Here is a 16,232-nt window from a genome sequence, read left to right as displayed (position 1 = left end):
CCGTGCTATGTTCGCCCTTTGCGGCGACCCGGACCTGAGCCCCTTCGCGCGTCAGGGACGTGCCGGACACACCGTGCCCCACGGGCACGACCGTTCCCACCTGCACGTCTCTCACCAGGGAGTCCTTTCCCGTGCGCGTCTATCCGGCCGTGTACATCAGAGGGTTGCGCCGATACTCCACCTATCGCGCGGCCACGATCGCCGGCATCCTCACCAACTCCGTCTTCGGCTGCATCAACGCCGCCGTCCTGATCGCCCTGTTCTCGGTCCGCCCCGAGATCAACGGCTACGACATGGGCGACGCCGTCACCCAGGTGTTCGTCTGCCAGGCCCTGATCGCCACGGTCGCGGTCATGGGCCCTCCGCTCGACCTGGGCGAGCGCATCCGCACCGGCGCCGTCGGCGTCGACCTGTTGCGACCGGTGTCCCTGATGGGCTGGTGGTTGTCCGAGGATCTCGGCCGGGCCACGTTCAGCCTGGTCTTTCGCGGCACGCCCACCTTTCTCGTCGGAACGGTCCTGTTCGACCTGGTCCTGCCGAAGACGCTCGGGCACTGGGCGTTGGTCCTGGCCTCCTGCGGCCTGGCCGCGATCATCGGGTTCGCCCTGCGCTACCTGTACGAACTCGCCGGGTTCTGGATCCTGGACACCCGGGGCATCTGGGCGATCGTCGGCATGCTCGGCCCGGTGGCCGCCGGAATGCTGCTCCCGCTCGCGCTCTACCCGCCGGCGGTGTCCGGGGTGCTGCGCGCCCTGCCCTGGGCGTCGACGATCCAGATCCCCGCCGAGATCCTCCTGGGCAAGGAGAGCCTGCCCGGCGGGAGCGTCGCGGGCGGGCTGGCCCTTCAGGCCGGTTGGGCGCTCGGGCTGTTGCTGCTCGGCGCCTGGATCACCTCCGTCGCCACGCGGAAGGTGGTGGTTCAGGGTGGCTGACACCTTCGCGCGCCCGGGACCCCGCCCGGCTCGCCGGTGGGGCGGACACGTCGAGCGCCTGTCGCGTCCGATCCGCGTCCACCTCCTCCTGGCCTGGACCTGGAGCCGGGCACTGGCCCAGTACCCGACCTCCCTGCTGTTGATGACCCTCGGAACGTCGTTGGGCGCGATCGCCGAGGTCTTCGCGGTGTTCGTCGTGTTCCGGCACGCCGGCGCCCTCGACGGCTTCTCCCTGGCCGAAGGCCTGCTCATCGCGGGCCTGGCCAACCTGATGTTCGCCACCGCCGACATGCTCATGGGCACGGTGGAGGGCCTGGGGCAGCACATCCGCACCGGGAGCCTCGACGTCATGCTCGTGCGCCCGGTCTCACCGCTGATCCAGATCATCACCGACCGGTTCGCTCTGCGCCGACTGGGCCGGGTGATCCCGGCGGGCGTGATCACCGGTATCGCCCTCCACCACTGCGACATCGACTGGACCCTCGGCAAGATCCTGTTCCTGCCCGTCCTGCTGGTGTCGGGGGTGGCGATCGCCGCCGCGATCTGGCTGGCCGGCTCCTGTCTCCAGTTCTTCGTCATCGACGCCCGCGAGGCCGCCAACTCGGTGACCTACGGCGGGCAGGCCCTCACCGAGTACCCGCTGTCCATCTACGGCAAGGGGGTCGTGACCGCGGTGACGTTCGCCGTCCCCCTGGCCTTCGTGGGCTGGCAGCCCGTCCTGTACCTGCTGGACCGGCCGGACCCGACCGGGCTGCCCGAGTCCCTGCGTTTCGCGCCGCCCCTCGTCGCCGTCGTCGCCGGTACCGCCGCCGCCCTGTTGTGGCGCCTGGGACTGCGCCGCTACCGATCCACCGGGAGTTGACCGATGACCTCAACGCACACCCCCGAGACCGTCATCGAGGCGGTCGGGCTGGGTCGTGACTTCGTCCTGTCCGAAGGCCCCCTGTTCCGCCGCCGCAGGCGCACCGTGTCCGCCGTGCGCGACATCGACCTCACCGTCCGGTCCGGCGAGATCGTCGGCTACCTGGGCCCCAACGGGGCCGGCAAGAGCAGCACCATGAAGATGCTGACCGGCATCCTCACCCCCACCACCGGGCACCTGCGGGTGCTGGGCATGGAACCGTCACGGGAACGCACCCGGTTGGCCGCCCGGATCGGGGTGGTGTTCGGCCAGCGCACCACCCTGTGGTGGGACCTGCCGTTGCGGGACAGCCTGGAACTGGCCCGGCACATGTACCGGGTCCCGGCCGCCGACCACGCACGGCGCCTGGCCGAACTCACCGAGCTGCTGGAACTGGGACCGTTCCTGGACACACCGGTGCGCCAGCTCAGCCTGGGGCAGCGGATGCGCGGTGACCTCACCGCCGCCCTGCTGCACGGTCCCCGCCTGCTGGTGCTCGACGAACCCACCATCGGTCTGGACGTGGTGAGCAAGTCGACGATCCGGGAGTTCCTCCTGCGGTCGAACGCGGAGGAGGGCACGACGATCCTGCTCACCACCCACGACCTGGGTGACGTGGAACGCCTGTGCCACCGGGTCGTGGTGATCGACAGGGGCTCGATGGCCTATGACGGCGACCTGGCCGGGCTGCGCGCGACCGTGCCCGTCCCCCGGGTCCTGGTGGTGGACCTGACCGCACCCGCGCCCGCCCTGCACGTGGAGGGCGCCCGGTGCGTGCGGGTGGAGGGGCCCCGTCAGTGGCTGGAGCTGTCGGACAACCCGACGGCGGTGATCGGGCGGGTCACCGCCGAGCACGAGATCGCCGACCTGACCGTGCAGGAACCGGACATCGAGGGTGTGGTGGCGTCCCTGTACCGGGGGGCCGCGGCCGGGGAGCCTTCCCCCTCCCCCTCATGAACCCCGGCTCCGGCTCGGCCCGTCCGAGGGCTTTCGTTGGCGGGGCCCGGTGGGCACGGTGCGAACCCCGGGTGACGAAACCAACGGGGACGGCGTTCGCGGTTTCGTTGCGTTGTTGCGTCACCCGGGGATCCGTCACCGTCCGTGTTCGTCGGGCGCGACGGGGAACCCGATCGTGACGGCCGGTCCGCCCTCGGGGCGCGGCAGCGCCGACACCGTACCGCCGTGCGCCTCCGCGATCGACCGGACGATGGACGACCCCGGACAACTGCCCGAACGACTCCGATGCGGGCGGGCGTCGTCGCCCCGGTGGAAGGGCTCGAACTCGACAACGTGGCGCTGGGTGCGCTGGTGACCCTGGTGTTCGCGCTGCTGCGCGGGTGGCCGTTCGCCCTGCCCTGGTGGGCGCGGGCGGGCGCGGTGGCCGGGCTGCCGCCCGCCCCGCGGGCCGCGGCCCGGCACCCCGTGGAGGCACCGAGCGCGGACTGACCGCGACGGGCCGTCCCCGTGCCTCAGGCGTCGGGGACGGCCCAGGGGTCCACCGGAACCCCGCCCGTTCGGTAACCGCGCTGGTCCAGCCGCTGCCCCTGGAGCTTGGCCTGCCACAGGGCGATCGCCCGGTCGCCCACGACCAGCTCGGGCACCACCCGCATCAGCTCCGCCTCGAACCGCTGGGAGTCCTCCACCGACCGGCTCCAGGCGGCGATCAGCAGGTTGTGCCGCCCGGTCACGCCGGCGCACAGCCGGACCTCGCGCATGGCGGTGATGCGCTGGGCCGCCTCGGTGATGGCGTCGGCCGGGACGCCCGCCCACAGGAGGACGACGGACGGCCAGTCCGACAGCGGCCGGGCCACCTCGCAGCGGGCCTGCACCATACGGGCGGCGAACAGGTGGCGGACCCGGCGGCGAACCGTGTCGGGGCTGCTGGCGCAGCGTTCGGCCAGGGTCGTGTACGACATGCGCCCGTCCATGGACAGCTCCACCATGATCCGGCGGTCCAGCTCGTCGGGCAGGCCGGCGGCCTCCACCGGCAGCGCCTCGGCGGACAGCCGTTCCGCCTGGGCGGGGGTGAGCGCGCGCAGCCGCCAGCGGCTGCCCTCGGTGAACACCGAGCCCGCCAGGTGGGTGCGACTGGCGCGCACCCCGTCCATGGTGTCCAGGGAGCCCACCACCCACCGGGACAGCGCCCCCACGTCCCCGGTCATCACCGTGAGCAGCAGGTCCCGGTCCCCGGTGACGTGCTCGACGGTGGACACGTGCGGCAGCTCGGTGAACGCGCGGGCCACCGGGAGCAGGTGGCCGCTCGCGCAGTCGACCTCGACGAACGCCAGGCAGCCACCCGCACCCGCCATCACCGGACCCGGATAGCACGTGATCCAGGCCGCCCCGGAGTCCCGCAGCCGCTGCCAGCGCCGGGCGACCGTCGCCGCGTCGATCCCCAGAACCCGGCCCAGCACGGTCCAGGAGGCACGCGGGGCGATCTGGAGGGCGTGGACCAACTGCTGGTCCACATCGTCCAGAATACGGTTTTCCGGCATGAATCTCTCCTGATCTGCGATTTTCCAATGAAATCGGAGCCCCTACAGGTATACCGCCCCATCCTGGCCCGGTCGGAGGACGTGAACGACGGGGGGACCCGAGCATGCGGATGGTGGAACGAGCGGAGAAGTACCGCGAGGACATGGTGGAGCTCCGCCGCGCCCTGCACCGCGAACCGGAGATCGGCCTGGCGCTGCCGCTGACCAAGGCCAAGGTCGTGGCCGCGCTGGAGGACCTGCCCCTGGAGATCACCGAGGGCCGGGCGCTGGGCTCGGTCACGGCCGTGCTGCGCGGCGGCCGTCCCGGCGGGGCGGTCCTGCTGCGCGGCGACATGGACGCCCTGCCGGTGCGCGAGGACACCGGCCTGGAGTACGCCTCCCGGTTCGACGGGGTCATGCACGGGTGCGGACACGACCTGCACGTCGCCGGCCTGGTCGGGGCGGCACGCCTGCTGTGCGAGGTGCGCGGGGAACTGCCCGGCGATGTCGTGTTCATGTTCCAGCCCGGCGAGGAGGGACACGACGGCGCCCGCCTGATGATCGAGGAGGGCGTGCTGGACGCCGCCGGTCGGCCGCTCGACGCCGCCTACGCGGTGCACGTGGCCGCCAACCTGCTGCCCGCCGGGTTCTGGGCGACCAAGCCGGACGTGGTCATGAGCGCCTCCGACGTGCTGAGGGTGACCGTGCGCGGCGAGGGCGGACACGGTTCGGCCCCGCACAAGGGGAGGGACCCGGTGCCGGCCGTCGCCGAGATGGTCCTGGCCCTCCAGAGCCATGTCACCCGCACCTACGACATCTTCGACCCGGTGGTCGTCACCGTGGGCCGGCTGACCGCCGGGAGCCAGCAGAACGTGCTGGCGCACGAGGCGGAGTTCGAGGCCACCGTGCGCAGTTACTCCCAGGCCAACCAGGACCGGCTCCGGGAGGCGCTTCCCGCCCTGGTGCGCGGGATCGCCACCGCCCACGGACTGGAGGTCGACGTGGAGTACCGGGTGCTGTACCCGGTCACCGTCAACGACGCCGTCGAGGCCGGGTTCGCGATGGACACCGTGCACGACCTGTTCGGCGCCGACGCCGGGTTCGTGTCGCCGGTCCCCGCCTCCGGTTCGGAGGACTTCTCCCTGGTGCTGCGCGAGGTGCCCGGGGCGATGCTCATGCTCGGTGCCACCCCGCCCGGCCTGGACCCGGCGGACGCGCCCGCCAACCACTCGCCGCTGGCCCGCTACGACGACGCGGTGCTGCCCGCCCAGGCCGCGCTGCTGGCCGAACTCGCGGTGCGCCGCCTGGCGCGCACCGCCCGATCCGCCTGACCCGCACCGCGTCCAGGGCGTCCCCCGACACCGTTCCCCCGAGCCCCCGCAAGAGCCGCACAGAAGGGTGCCGCACATGAGTGTTCCCCCCGCACCGAACGAGCCCGGTCCCACCGGGACGGCCGGCGCCGTCACCGGGAGCGTGGTCGCCGTGGTGGGCCTCCTGGTCTTCTTCGAGCTGACCAGTGGCCTGCTCCAGGGCTCCATCACCCCGTTGCTGCCTCCGCTGCGCGACGAACTCGACATCCCCGGCGCCGACCTGCACTGGATCCACGCCGTGCAGTACCTGGCGGCGGCGGTGAGCGTCCCGGTGTTCGGCCGGCTGGGCGACCTGTACGGCTACCGGCGCATGCTCCGGGTCTCCTTGGCCTGCATCGCCGTGGGCAGTGTCATCGTCGCCGCGGCACCCACCCTGGGAGTGCTCCTGGTGGGGCGGGCCCTGCTCGGCCCACTGGCGGCCCTGCTGCCGTTGGAGATCGGCCTGGTCCGCGACCGTCTCTCCCCCGAGCAGGGACGCAAGGCCATCGGCATGCTGGTCGGCTCCCTCACTCTGGGGTCCCTGCTGGGGACCCTCCTGGTGGGCGTGATCCAGACCGTGGTCGGCGACGTGCGCGTCACCCTGGGGCTGCTGGCCGCGCTGGCGGTGGGCTGTCTGCTCCTGTCGTACTTCAAGGTGCCGGAGTCGGAGAAACGGGCGCCGGGGCGCATGGACTGGGCGGGCGGTGTCCTCTTGGGTCTGGCCCTGCTCAGCCTGTTGGGCGGGGTGTCCCAGGGCAACGAGCTGGGATGGACCTCACCGCTGGTGATCGGTGGCGCCGTGCTCGCGGCCGTCCTGCTGGTGCTGTGGGTGCGGGTGGAGCTGCGCAGCGAGAACCCGCTGGTGGACGTACGGGCGGTGGCGCACCCGCGGATCGCGCCGCAGTACCTGGGCGGCTTCACCCTGGGCCTGATCATGCTGGGCGGGCAGAGCATCGCCGTGACCTACCTGTCGAGCCGGCCGGAGGAGACCGGCTATGGGTTCGGGCTGGACGTGATGAGCATCGGCCTGGTCATCGCGGTGCCGACGGTGCTGGCGTTCGTCGGGGCGAGCGGCATCGCGCCGATCGCCACCAGGCTGGGGTACCGGCGAACGGTGTTCGCGTCGTTCGCGCTCATGGCGGCGGGAACGCTGGGTCTGGCGGCGGCGTGGGCGTCGCTGCCGGCCTTCGTCGCCTGTTTCGCGGTGGCCGGACTCGGTTTCGGGCTGGCGCTGGGGGCCCTGCCCACGGTGATCGTGGAGGACAGTGCCGAGGACCGCGCGGGCAGCGCGGTGGCGTTCTACAACAACCTCAAGACGCTGGGCGGCAGCGTCGGCGGCGCGCTGACCGCGTCACTGCTGGGGATGTTCCTGATCCAGGGGACGGACGTGCCCACCGTGGACGCCTACCGACTGGTGTGGGCGATCAGCGCCGCGATGGCCGTGGGCACCGCCCTCCTGGCCGTTCGCGCGCCGCGCGAGCGGGAGGCGGCCCGCGCCTGACCCGGCGGACGCGGTGGACCCCGGACCGATGGAGGTGAACGCGCGGGGCGGACGCGGACCGATGTTTCACGTGAAACCCCGGATCGCCTTCTCGGTAGGGGATACGGGCCGAAAGCGGACGAAAGCACACGCATCGATGGCCCGCCCCGCACGGCCGCCGCCGGGACGCCCGGAAGGCCGTCGCCGAGCGGACGGCCCGGATGCCGGGCGGGCGTCCGGAGCCACTACGCCCTCGTGCGCAGGAGGATGACGGGCGCAGGACGGAGAAGAGGCTCCCGCGACCCGTTCCCTCCGGGCCCTGGCCGCTGCGATCACCACCCGCGTGCTCGCCCCCACGGCGCTGGATCCACAAGGACCACCCTGATCACGACCCGGCGTGGAAGAGCACGGCCGGGGCGGGGTGAGGAAAGGGCCGCCGTCCCGTATCCGAAGCGGGACGGGGCCCGTCGACCGCCCCTTCCCGCTACAGAGGGGAGGATCGACCTTTCGATCCTCCCCTCTCCCCGGGCCGTGCGCCACTCCCCCGCCTGGCCGACTGAGGACATCCGTCATTCCGTCGGGGTCAGGTCCACCCGCCGCAGCAACTGCGCGTTGAGCGCGACGATGACGGTCGACAGACTCATCAGCACCGCGCCGACCGCCGGTGCCAGGACGATGCCGATCGGGGCCAGCACACCGGCGGCCAACGGCACCGCGATGACGTTGTAGCCGGCCGCCCACACCAGGTTCTGGATCATCTTGCGGTAGCCCGCCCGGGACAGGGCGCGGACCGAGACGACACCGCGCGGGTCGTCGGAGGCCAGCACCACACCCGCCGACTCGATGGCCACGTCGGTACCGGCACCGATGGCGATGCCGACGTCCGCGCGGGCCAGGGCCGGGGCGTCGTTGACGCCGTCGCCGACCATCGCCACCGTGCGACCGCGCTCCTGGAGATCGCGGACCACGGCGTCCTTCTGGTCCGGCAGGACCTGGGCGAAGACCTCGTCCAGGTCCAGTTCGGCGGCGACCGCGTCGGCCACGTTACGGGCGTCTCCGGTGACCATCGCCACCCGGACACCCTGCTCCCTCAGCTGCCGGACGGCCGCCCGCGACTCGGGACGGATCGCGTCGGCCAGCGCCAGCGCCCCCACCACGGCGTCGTCGACGACCACGTACAGCACCGTCGCCCCGCGCTCGCGCCACGGTCCCGTCCGCGCCTCCAGGCCTTCCGGTGCGATCGACCCGAGGGAGTCCAGCAGGGCGGGACCGCCCACGTGCACGGTGGCGCCGTCCACCACGGCCCGCACTCCGCGCCCGGTCAACGAGCGGAAACCGTCGGCCGTCGGCACGTCCCCGACCTCCTTCGCCGCCCGGACGACGGCCTTGGCCAACGGGTGCTCGGAGTCGGCCTCCACCGCACCGGCCAACGCGAGCACCCGGGCGGCGTCCCCGCCGGGGGCGGCGGCGTGCCCGATGACGGCCGGGGCGCCCTTGGTCAGGGTTCCGGTCTTGTCGAACAGGACGGTGTCCACGAGGCGGGTGCGCTCCAACGCCATCCGATCCTTGATCAGGATGCCGTTGCGCGCCGACAGGGCCGTGGAGATCGCGATGACCAGTGGGATCGCCAGCCCGAGCGCGTGCGGGCAGGCGATCACCAGCACCGTCACGGTCCGTTCGACGGCCTCGGTGGGCTCCCCCAGTGCCGCCCAGACGACGGCGGTGATGATCGCGGACCCGAGCGCGAACCAGAACAGCAGTCCCGCCGCGCGGTCGGCCAGCACCTGGGAGCGGGAGGTGGACGCCTGTGCCTCGGCGACCAGCCGCCGGATCCCCGCCAGCGTGGTGTCCTCGCCGACGGCGTCGACGCGCACGCGTACGGAGGAGTCGGTGGCCACGGTGCCCGCGACGACCCGGTCCCCCTCCGCTCGGGTGACGGTGCGGGACTCTCCGGTGATCATCGACTCGTCCATGGCGGCGGAGCCCCGCACGACGGTGCCGTCCGCGGGCACCCGACCGCCGGAGCGGACCAGCACGGTGTCTCCGGCGCCCAGGTCGGAGACGGCCACCTCCTCGGCCCCACCGTCAGCGCCGATCCGCTCGGCCCGGTCGGGCAGGAGGGCGGCCAGCGCCTCCAGGGCGCCGGAGGCCTGGCCGAGGGCGCGCATCTCCAGCCAGTGGCCGAGGAGCATCACCACGACCAGCAGGACGAGCTCCCACCAGAAGTCGAGCGCCGTGCCCACCACACCGAGGGTGGCGAGCGTGCTGGCGCCGAAGGCGACGGTGATGGCCATCGCGACCAGGGTCATCATCCCGGGTCGGCGCGCCCGGATCTCCCCGGCGACCCCCGAGAGGAAGGGCCACCCGCCGTACAGGTAGACGCCGGTGCCGAGCACCGGCGGCACCCAGGCGAGCGCCTCGGGCACGTGGTAGCCGAGCCACCCCGAGACCATGTGGCTGGTGAACACCACGGGCAGGCTGAGGAGCAGGCTCCACCAGAATCGGATCCGGAACATCGCCGCGTGGTCCCCGTGTCCGCCACCGTGCCCCGTGTGCCCGCCGTGGTCGGAACCCTCCCCGTGGTCGGAGTGCCCGACGTGTTCGCCGTGGCCCTGTGCGCTCATGCCCCTCCCCTTTCCCTTCATATACCCCCAAGGGGTATTTTTCGGACGGATCTCCGCGCCATGCGACTCCCACCCTTCAAGGAATATACCCCCCTAGGGTATTCCCGCAAGGGCTCCGACTCCCGAGAACGCGGGCGAACGGGAACGGCGCCCCGGACCATGTCCGTGGGCGCCGTTGGAAGTGCGCGAGACCCCCGGGGACCCGGGGCGTGTTCCTTCGAACCTCCGCCCGGTCCGCGCTCGGCCGCCCGAAGAACGCGAACCTTCGGCCGCCACGTCGACCTCCGGAACCCCGTGGTCGGCCTCGCGATCCCCCGAGAGCGCGGAAGGGCGTGCGAAGAGCGGGCCCTAGTCCTCCTGGCGGCCGTACCAGGGCCACCATTCGACGGTGCGCCCGTGCGGGATCATCCGGTCCAACCGGATCGTCAGCCGCAGCGCGAAACCACCCGCGATCATCCCCGCGACCAGGTCCGAGAACCAGTGGAAGTGCAGGTAGATCGAGACCGCCGACTGGAGCAGGGCGATCCCGACGATGCAGTAGCCCAGGCGCCGGATGATGTGCGGTCGGGCCGCGCCGAAGCGGATGATGAGGAACAGCACCAGCCCGTAGATGAGGATCGCGTTGGACCCGTGCCCGGAGGGGAACGCCACGTTCCCCGCCCCGGCGAAGAATTCCGGGTCGTAGTGCTTGGCGTGGCCGCGGTTGATGCCCAGCTTCATGATCGATACCAGCGACATGATGCCGACCACGCCCACACCGCTCAACACGATCGGCCGCCAGCTGCGATGCCAGTACGCCAACTGGAGGGCGACCACCCCCAGCACCGGCAGCGCCACGTAACGGGAGGCCACGTTGTCCGGCCAGTGGATGAGCGGTTCGCGGATCAGATCCCAGTAGGGCCGGGGGAGCTCGTTGAGGAAATCGTCCACGGGATGCAGCGGACCGGCCGCGAGCATCGTCACCACGATCAGCGCGACCGCCAGGATGATGGCGATCCGGTCCGAGGCCAGACCCCACGCGATCTCGCTGACGCTCGGCCACTTGACCGCGCGGACGACCGGGGGCCCCGGGGTGAGCGGAACATCGCGCACGACGGGGATGGGGCCGCTGTAGGGACCCGGTTCCGGGGTCCTCTTTTCCCTGTCGTGCGTCGTGGTCACGTGTCTCGCCCTCGGATGCCGGGTCCTTGAAGAGTGCGTCATGTGCTCAGTGCTGTCTCACGTGTCGTGGGCTCGCCTGTGGCACTGGTCGGGGGAAGGGCCAGCCGCGGTTTCCGGAAACGGGATTCCCAACGCCCTCGGGGTCGACGGGGTGAGGGATGACCCCTCACCTCCCTTCGACGGCCGAACCTTCGAGCCGGTTCACCCCTTTGTGAACGGCCCTCGGCAGGTCCGGTCTCCGAGGAACGGAAGAAGAACGTCTGCGATGCGTCGTCTGCTCCTGCGGTGCCCCCCGCACCGCTTCATGTCCCGAACGCGGTTCACGCGCTCTCGGTCGTTCCTTTACCGTCGCGTGCGTCACATGGGCGCGACGTGGTGTGAACATTGCCGACAGATGAGCCTACCCGGACACTTCGCCCCCTCGGTGACCCTGGCGGCCAAGTGTGACCCTTCCACCTCGGACTTTGCCGCATGCCCGGATACTGGACCCAGGCGGTTCACCGCCATGCGACACGTTCGTGAGCTTTCCGTTAGCGCTTCGAGTCCGATCGGCGAAGCGGCCCCCGCGCGTGTGGCACTCTTCAAGGAGTTTCCGAGACGACGAGTGAACCGGCCGCGCACGCGCTGTGCGCGGCCGGGAACGGGAAGGGCCCTGGATGGTCGACCTGCCGATGTTGCCGGATGATCCCTCGAAGTTGGCCAGGGAGCCGCTGCGGGAGCAGATCCGGCAGGTCCTGGTCGAGGGCCTGTTGTCCGGCCGCTGGCAGCCGGGCGAGCGGATCGTCGAGCGCCGGATCGCCACCGAGCTGCGGGTCAGCCAGGCACCGGTCCGCGAGGCGTTGCGCGAGTTGGAGACGTTGCGGCTCATCGAGACGGTGCCCAACAAGGGTGCCCGGGTGAGGGACTTCGGCGTCCGGGACATGGCCGAGATCTATCCGGTGCGCGCCGGCCTGGAACTGGTGGCGGCCCAACTGGCGGCCCCGCGCCTCCGGGCCGACCCCTCCCCGTTGGAGCGAGAGGTGGAGCTGCTCAAGCGGGCGACCGCCGAGGGCGACGTGTCCGCGCAGATCAAGCACAGCGTGGAGTTCCACCGGGAGGTCGTGCGGGCCGCCGACAACAGTGTGCTCCTCCACACCTGGGAGTCGCTGGGCGTCGAGGTGTGGACGACCCTGTCCGTGCGCTGGCTGAACATGGAGCTGCACGCCAAGGCCGCCGACCACGACCAGATCACGAAGGCCTTCCGGGAGGGCGACGCGGAGGTCGGTCACATGCTGAGCGATCACGTGCTCAACTACGTCGAAGCCGCCCTGAAGTCGCACGAGGGCACGCACTGACCCAGGCCCGACACGGGCGTTTCGCACCGATGACCGGCCCTCCCGGGCCAAGGTCCGGGTATCTGCCGTAAAGTCTTATTGATCGATCATCGATCAGACCGTAGAGTGTGGCGCGACGCACGTCACACACCGCACGGCCCCTTACGGGTGTCCGGAATCGTTCATCCGGCCGGTGAACGAACCCGACGCACTCATCGCCGCGCACTCTCGCCACCCCATGCTTAGCGCGGTGGAGACCGGGAAGCATGCGATGAAGGGGTCCGGTGACAACCGCATACGAGACCCCGCGAGTCTTTCGCGCCCAGGAGAGGACGAGCCACGCTCCCCGGGGCGCACCCCGACAGCCACAGGAGCGTCACCGCCGTTGAGCCCGGCGGTGACGCGTGCCGGAGCCGCACCCGACAGCGCGACCCCGGCGGGCCTCCCGCACCTCGGCCCACAGGCCGGGTTGCCGGGCCCTCTCGTACGTAGAAAGGCACACCATGGCTGACACCACGGCCAAGCCGAAGGGCGCCGCCGTCAGGTCCGCAGGAACCCGGCGCCGGAGCCGCAAGAGCGCCCCCGGTCTCGGCGCCGAGAAGCCCGAGGCCCTGCTCGACTACTACCGTCGGATGCTCTTCATCCGCCGCTTCGAGGAGCGCACCGCCCAGGCCTACACCCAGGCGCGCATCGGCGGCTACTGTCACCTCAACCTGGGTGAGGAGGCCACCGTCGTCGGCCTGCTCGACGCCCTGCACGAGAACGACTACCTCTTCACGAACTATCGCGACCACGGGTACGCGATCGAGAAGGGCATGGACCCCAAGAGGGTCATGGCCGAGCTCTACGGACGCTCCGACGGCGTCTCCAAGGGCTGGGGCGGGTCCATGCACATGTACGACACCAAGACCCGCATGCTCGGCGGTTACGGCATCGTCGGCGGCCAGCTGCCGCTGGCCACCGGGGCCGCGCTGGCCATCTCCTACCGGGGCGGCGACGAGGTCGTCATGTGCCAGATGGGGGACGGCACCACCAACATCGGCGCCTGGCACGAGTCCCTCAACATCGCCAAGCTGTGGAACCTGCCGATCGTGTTCGTGGTGATCAACAACTTCACCGGCATGGGCACCACCGTCGAGATGTCCTCCGCCGAGCCCGAGCTGTACAAGCGCGGCTCCGCCTTCCGCATCGAGGGCGTGCGCGTGGACGGCCGTGACGTGCTCGCGGTCCGCGACACCGCGGCCGAGCTGGTCGAGCGCGCCCGCAAGGAGCAGACCCCGTTCCTGCTGGAGGCGTGGAGTTACCGACAGAAGGGCCACTCCGTCGTCGACCCCGCCAAGTACCGCACCGAGGAGCAGCGGGAGCAGGCCCGGTCCGACGAGAACGACCCGATCACGCTCTTCGAGGCCAGGCTGACCGAGGCGGGCGTCCTCACGGACGAACTGCGCGAGGAGATCGCGGCCTCCGTCAAGGCCGAGGTCACCGAGGCCGCCGACTTCGCGGAGAACAGCCCGACGCCGGACGTGTCGACCCTCTTCGACTACACGTACGCCACCCCGGTCCCCAACGAGTCGCGGCGCATGCCGGCCGACCCGGTGTTCGCAGAGTAGAGAAGGACGACGACACATGTCTGTGATCACTTACCGTCAGGCCCTGCGCGACACCCTGCGCGCCGAGATGGTCCGTGACGAGAACGTCCTCGTCATGGGCGAGGAGATCGGCGTCTTCGAGGGCTCCTACAAGATCACCGAGGGCCTGCTCAAGGAGTTCGGCCCCCGTCGGGTCAAGGACACCCCGATCGCCGAGGAGGGATTCGTCGGCGCCGCCATCGGCGCGGCCATGCTGGGCCTGCGCCCGGTGGTCGAGCTGATGACGATCAACTTCTCGCTCATCGCGATCGACCAGATCATCAACCACGCCGCCAAGATCTACGGCATGTTCGGCGGCCAGACCAGCGTGCCCATGGTCATCCGCACCCCCGGTGGCGGCGGCCAGCAGCTCGGCGCGACCCACTCGCAGAACATCGAGCTGTTCTACTCCTTCATCCCGGGTCTGAAGGTGCTCGCGCCCAGCACGCCCGCAGAGGCGTCGTCGATGCTGCGCGCGGCCATCCGCGACGACGACCCGGTGCTGTTCCTGGAGAACCTGGGGCTGTACAACACCAAGGGCGAGGTCCCCGAGGACTACGCACAGCCCGAGAACGACGACGTCGCGACCATCGGCCGCGCCGCCGTCACCCGTGAGGGCACCGACATCACCCTCATCGGATACTCCCGAATGGCCATGGTCGCCACCCAGGTGGCCGAGAGGCTCGCCAAGGAGGACATCAGCGTCGAGGTCGTCGACCTGCGCAGCCTCCGCCCTCTCGACCGCCAGACCTTCGTGGACTCGGTCAAGAAGACCGGCGCCGCCGTCGTCTGCGAGGACGACTGGCTGACGTACGGGATCGGCGCGGAGATCGCCGCGTCCATCCAGGAGGGCGCCTTCGACCACCTGGACGCCCCCGTGCGACGGGTGGCCATGGCCGAGGTGCCCATGCCCTACGCCAAACCGCTGGAGACCGCGGCCCTGCCGTCCATCGAGTCGATCAGCACCGCCATCAAGGAGACCCTGAGCGCCGTCGGCAAGCGGGTCGGGTAGAGGGAGTTCCATTTCATGAGCGAGATCTACATGCCGCGCCTCTCCGACACCATGGAGGAAGGCGTCATCAGCACCTGGGTCAAACAGGTGGGTGACAAGGTCGCGTCCGGTGACGTCCTGGTCGAGATCGAGACCGACAAGGCCGTCATGGAGTACGAGGCCTACGAGGACGGTTTCCTCGTCGCGCAGTCGGTGTCCGAGGGCGAGACGGTACAGATCGGCACCGTCATCGGTGTGATCGGCGACTCCCCCGACGCCGTCCCGGACGGCTCCGGGAACGGGGAGCCGGCCGCCGAGGAGACGGACGAGGAGGACGAGGGGACCACCTCCGAGGAGACCGCACCCGCCGAGGAGGCCCCGGCGGAGTCGTCCGCCCCCGCCGAGACCGGATCCGAGAGCGGTGAACGTCCGCGCACCTCCCCGCTGGCCCGTCGGCTGGCCAAGGAGTACGGCCTGGACATCACCAAGATCAAGGGCTCGGGCCCTCGGGGTCGGATCGTGCGCGCCGACATCGAGGCCGCGGCCAAGGAGGGCACCGCCGAGGCGCCCGCCCCGGCCGCGAAGGAGAAGGCGGCCCCGGCCGCGCCCGCCGCCCCGGCGTCGCAGGCCCCCGCCTTCGACGACGGCCGCGCCTCCGAAGAGGTCCAGATCGGCAACGTGCGCAAGGTGATCGCGCGCCGACTGACCGAGAGCAAGCAGCAGGTGCCGCACTTCTACCTGCGCCGGACGATCGACGCCGAGGCCCTCAAGGCCTTCCGCTCGCAGATCAACGAGCAGCTGGCGAGCACCGGGGCGAAGATCAGCTTCAACGACCTCATCGTCAAGGCCAGTGCCACGGCGCTGAAGCTGCACCCGGCCGTCAACTCCTCGTGGGTGGACGGGAAGCTGCTCCAGCACGGGCGGATCAACGTCGGTGTGGCCGTCGCGGTCGACTCCGGGCTGGTGGTGCCGGTCCTGCACGACACCGACAAGGCCACGCTGTCGGAGATCTCCGGCCGTACCCGTGAGCTGGCGGGCAAGGCCAGGGACGGCAAGCTCAAGCCGCAGGAGATGGGCGGCGGCACGTTCAGCGTGTCCAACCTGGGCATGTTCGGCGTGGACAGCTTCTCCGCCGTGATCAACCCGCCGGAGGCGGCGATCCTTGCGGTCGGCGCGATGCGCCAGGAGGCCGTGGTGGTGGACGGCGAGATCGCCGTGCGCAACCGGATCTCCCTGGAGCTGTCGGTGGACCACCGCGCGGTGGACGGCGCCGTGGGCGCGGCGTTCCTCAAGGACCTCGCGGAGATCCTGGAGGAGCCGATGCGGATCATCCTGTAGGGATCCGCACGTCTTCGCGAACGCCCCGGCCGGGTTTCCCG

The 16,232-nt window shown here is 71.0% G+C and carries 13 protein-coding genes; 10 read left to right on the top strand and 3 right to left on the bottom strand.

The annotated features are described in order from the left end of the window. The first annotated feature begins 131 nt into the window (after nt 1–131). The 4 genes from RM479_RS15365 (at nt 132) to RM479_RS15350 (ending at nt 3,279) form a co-directional block, all read left to right on the top strand. Nucleotides 132–932, top strand: a complete 801-nt coding sequence (locus RM479_RS15365) for an ABC transporter permease (RefSeq protein WP_311512403.1) — start codon at nt 132–134, stop codon at nt 930–932. Then, a complete protein-coding gene (locus tag RM479_RS15360; RefSeq protein WP_397222257.1) occupies nt 925–1,794 on the top strand; it encodes an ABC transporter permease in 870 nt (289 codons plus the stop codon). Before RM479_RS15365 ends, RM479_RS15360 begins: the two co-directional genes overlap by 8 nt. Before the next feature lie 3 nt (nt 1,795–1,797). Next, a complete protein-coding gene (locus tag RM479_RS15355; RefSeq protein WP_311512402.1) occupies nt 1,798–2,790 on the top strand; it encodes an ABC transporter ATP-binding protein in 993 nt (330 codons plus the stop codon). A gap of 285 nt (nt 2,791–3,075) precedes the next feature. Further along, nucleotides 3,076–3,279, top strand: coding sequence for a hypothetical protein (locus RM479_RS15350; protein ID WP_311512401.1), 204 nt, complete (start codon nt 3,076–3,078; stop codon nt 3,277–3,279). Between the two features lie 23 nt (nt 3,280–3,302). Here the strand turns inward: RM479_RS15350 and RM479_RS15345 are convergent, their stop codons facing one another. After that, nucleotides 3,303–4,328, bottom strand: coding sequence for an Lrp/AsnC family transcriptional regulator (locus tag RM479_RS15345; protein ID WP_311512400.1), 1,026 nt, complete (start codon nt 4,326–4,328; stop codon nt 3,303–3,305). A gap of 110 nt (nt 4,329–4,438) precedes the next feature. On the opposite strand from RM479_RS15345, the gene RM479_RS15340 reads away from it, so the two are divergent. Continuing rightward, a complete protein-coding gene (locus tag RM479_RS15340; RefSeq protein WP_449590049.1) occupies nt 4,439–5,638 on the top strand; it encodes a M20 metallopeptidase family protein in 1,200 nt (399 codons plus the stop codon). A 76-nt stretch (nt 5,639–5,714) separates the two neighbouring features. Next, entirely contained in the window at nt 5,715–7,157 is a 1,443-nt protein-coding gene (locus RM479_RS15335; protein ID WP_311512398.1) for an MFS transporter, read from the top strand. A 548-nt stretch (nt 7,158–7,705) separates the two neighbouring features. Here RM479_RS15335 and RM479_RS15330 read toward each other — a convergent pair. Then, nucleotides 7,706–9,760 (bottom strand): heavy metal translocating P-type ATPase, encoded by a 2,055-nt coding sequence (locus tag RM479_RS15330; protein WP_311512397.1) that lies wholly within the window; start codon nt 9,758–9,760, stop codon nt 7,706–7,708. Nucleotides 9,761–10,108: 348 nt separating this feature from the next. After that, nucleotides 10,109–10,852 carry a phosphatase PAP2 family protein gene (locus tag RM479_RS15325; RefSeq protein ID WP_274811193.1) on the bottom strand — a complete coding sequence of 248 codons (744 nt, stop codon included), beginning with the start codon at nt 10,850–10,852 and terminating at the stop codon, nt 10,109–10,111. Between the two features lie 725 nt (nt 10,853–11,577). Between RM479_RS15325 and RM479_RS15320 the strand changes: the two genes are divergently transcribed. The 4 genes from RM479_RS15320 to RM479_RS15305 all read left to right on the top strand — a co-directional run bounded on the left by RM479_RS15320 (nt 11,578) and on the right by RM479_RS15305 (nt 16,191). Continuing rightward, on the top strand, nt 11,578–12,255 hold the full coding sequence (locus RM479_RS15320) for a GntR family transcriptional regulator (RefSeq protein WP_274811192.1): 678 nt from the start codon (nt 11,578–11,580) through the stop codon (nt 12,253–12,255). Nucleotides 12,256–12,737: 482 nt separating this feature from the next. Next, nucleotides 12,738–13,844, top strand: coding sequence for a pyruvate dehydrogenase (acetyl-transferring) E1 component subunit alpha (gene pdhA, locus RM479_RS15315; RefSeq protein ID WP_311512396.1), 1,107 nt, complete (start codon nt 12,738–12,740; stop codon nt 13,842–13,844). A gap of 16 nt (nt 13,845–13,860) precedes the next feature. Beyond that, nucleotides 13,861–14,874, top strand: a complete 1,014-nt coding sequence (locus tag RM479_RS15310; RefSeq protein ID WP_311512395.1) for an alpha-ketoacid dehydrogenase subunit beta — start codon at nt 13,861–13,863, stop codon at nt 14,872–14,874. A gap of 15 nt (nt 14,875–14,889) precedes the next feature. Then, complete coding sequence (locus tag RM479_RS15305) at nt 14,890–16,191, top strand: dihydrolipoamide acetyltransferase family protein (protein ID WP_311512394.1); 1,302 nt, start codon at nt 14,890–14,892, stop codon at nt 16,189–16,191. Nucleotides 16,192–16,232: the final 41 nt, after the last annotated feature.

The organism is Nocardiopsis lambiniae (genome assembly GCF_031845465.1).
GTDB classification, from domain to species: domain Bacteria; phylum Actinomycetota; class Actinomycetes; order Streptosporangiales; family Streptosporangiaceae; genus Nocardiopsis; species Nocardiopsis lambiniae.
The sequence above is the reverse complement of the archived record's forward strand: the minus strand, read 5'-3'. Positions and strand labels throughout refer to the sequence as shown.

What these genes read in the sequence shown, in the direction of transcription:
- RM479_RS15335 (WP_311512398.1), top strand. Translation starts at nt 5,715, where the DNA reads ATGAGTGTTCCCCCCGCACCGAACGAGCCCGGTCCCACCGGGACGGCC.
- RM479_RS15305 (WP_311512394.1), top strand. Translation starts at nt 14,890, where the DNA reads ATGAGCGAGATCTACATGCCGCGCCTCTCCGACACCATGGAGGAAGGC.
- RM479_RS15350 (WP_311512401.1), top strand. Translation starts at nt 3,076, where the DNA reads ATGCGGGCGGGCGTCGTCGCCCCGGTGGAAGGGCTCGAACTCGACAAC.
- pdhA (WP_311512396.1), top strand. Translation starts at nt 12,738, where the DNA reads ATGGCTGACACCACGGCCAAGCCGAAGGGCGCCGCCGTCAGGTCCGCA.
- RM479_RS15330 (WP_311512397.1), bottom strand. Translation starts at nt 9,760, where the DNA reads ATGAGCGCACAGGGCCACGGCGAACACGTCGGGCACTCCGACCACGGG.
- RM479_RS15320 (WP_274811192.1), top strand. Translation starts at nt 11,578, where the DNA reads ATGGTCGACCTGCCGATGTTGCCGGATGATCCCTCGAAGTTGGCCAGG.
- RM479_RS15355 (WP_311512402.1), top strand. Translation starts at nt 1,798, where the DNA reads ATGACCTCAACGCACACCCCCGAGACCGTCATCGAGGCGGTCGGGCTG.
- RM479_RS15310 (WP_311512395.1), top strand. Translation starts at nt 13,861, where the DNA reads ATGTCTGTGATCACTTACCGTCAGGCCCTGCGCGACACCCTGCGCGCC.
- RM479_RS15345 (WP_311512400.1), bottom strand. Translation starts at nt 4,328, where the DNA reads ATGCCGGAAAACCGTATTCTGGACGATGTGGACCAGCAGTTGGTCCAC.
- RM479_RS15340 (WP_449590049.1), top strand. Translation starts at nt 4,439, where the DNA reads ATGGTGGAACGAGCGGAGAAGTACCGCGAGGACATGGTGGAGCTCCGC.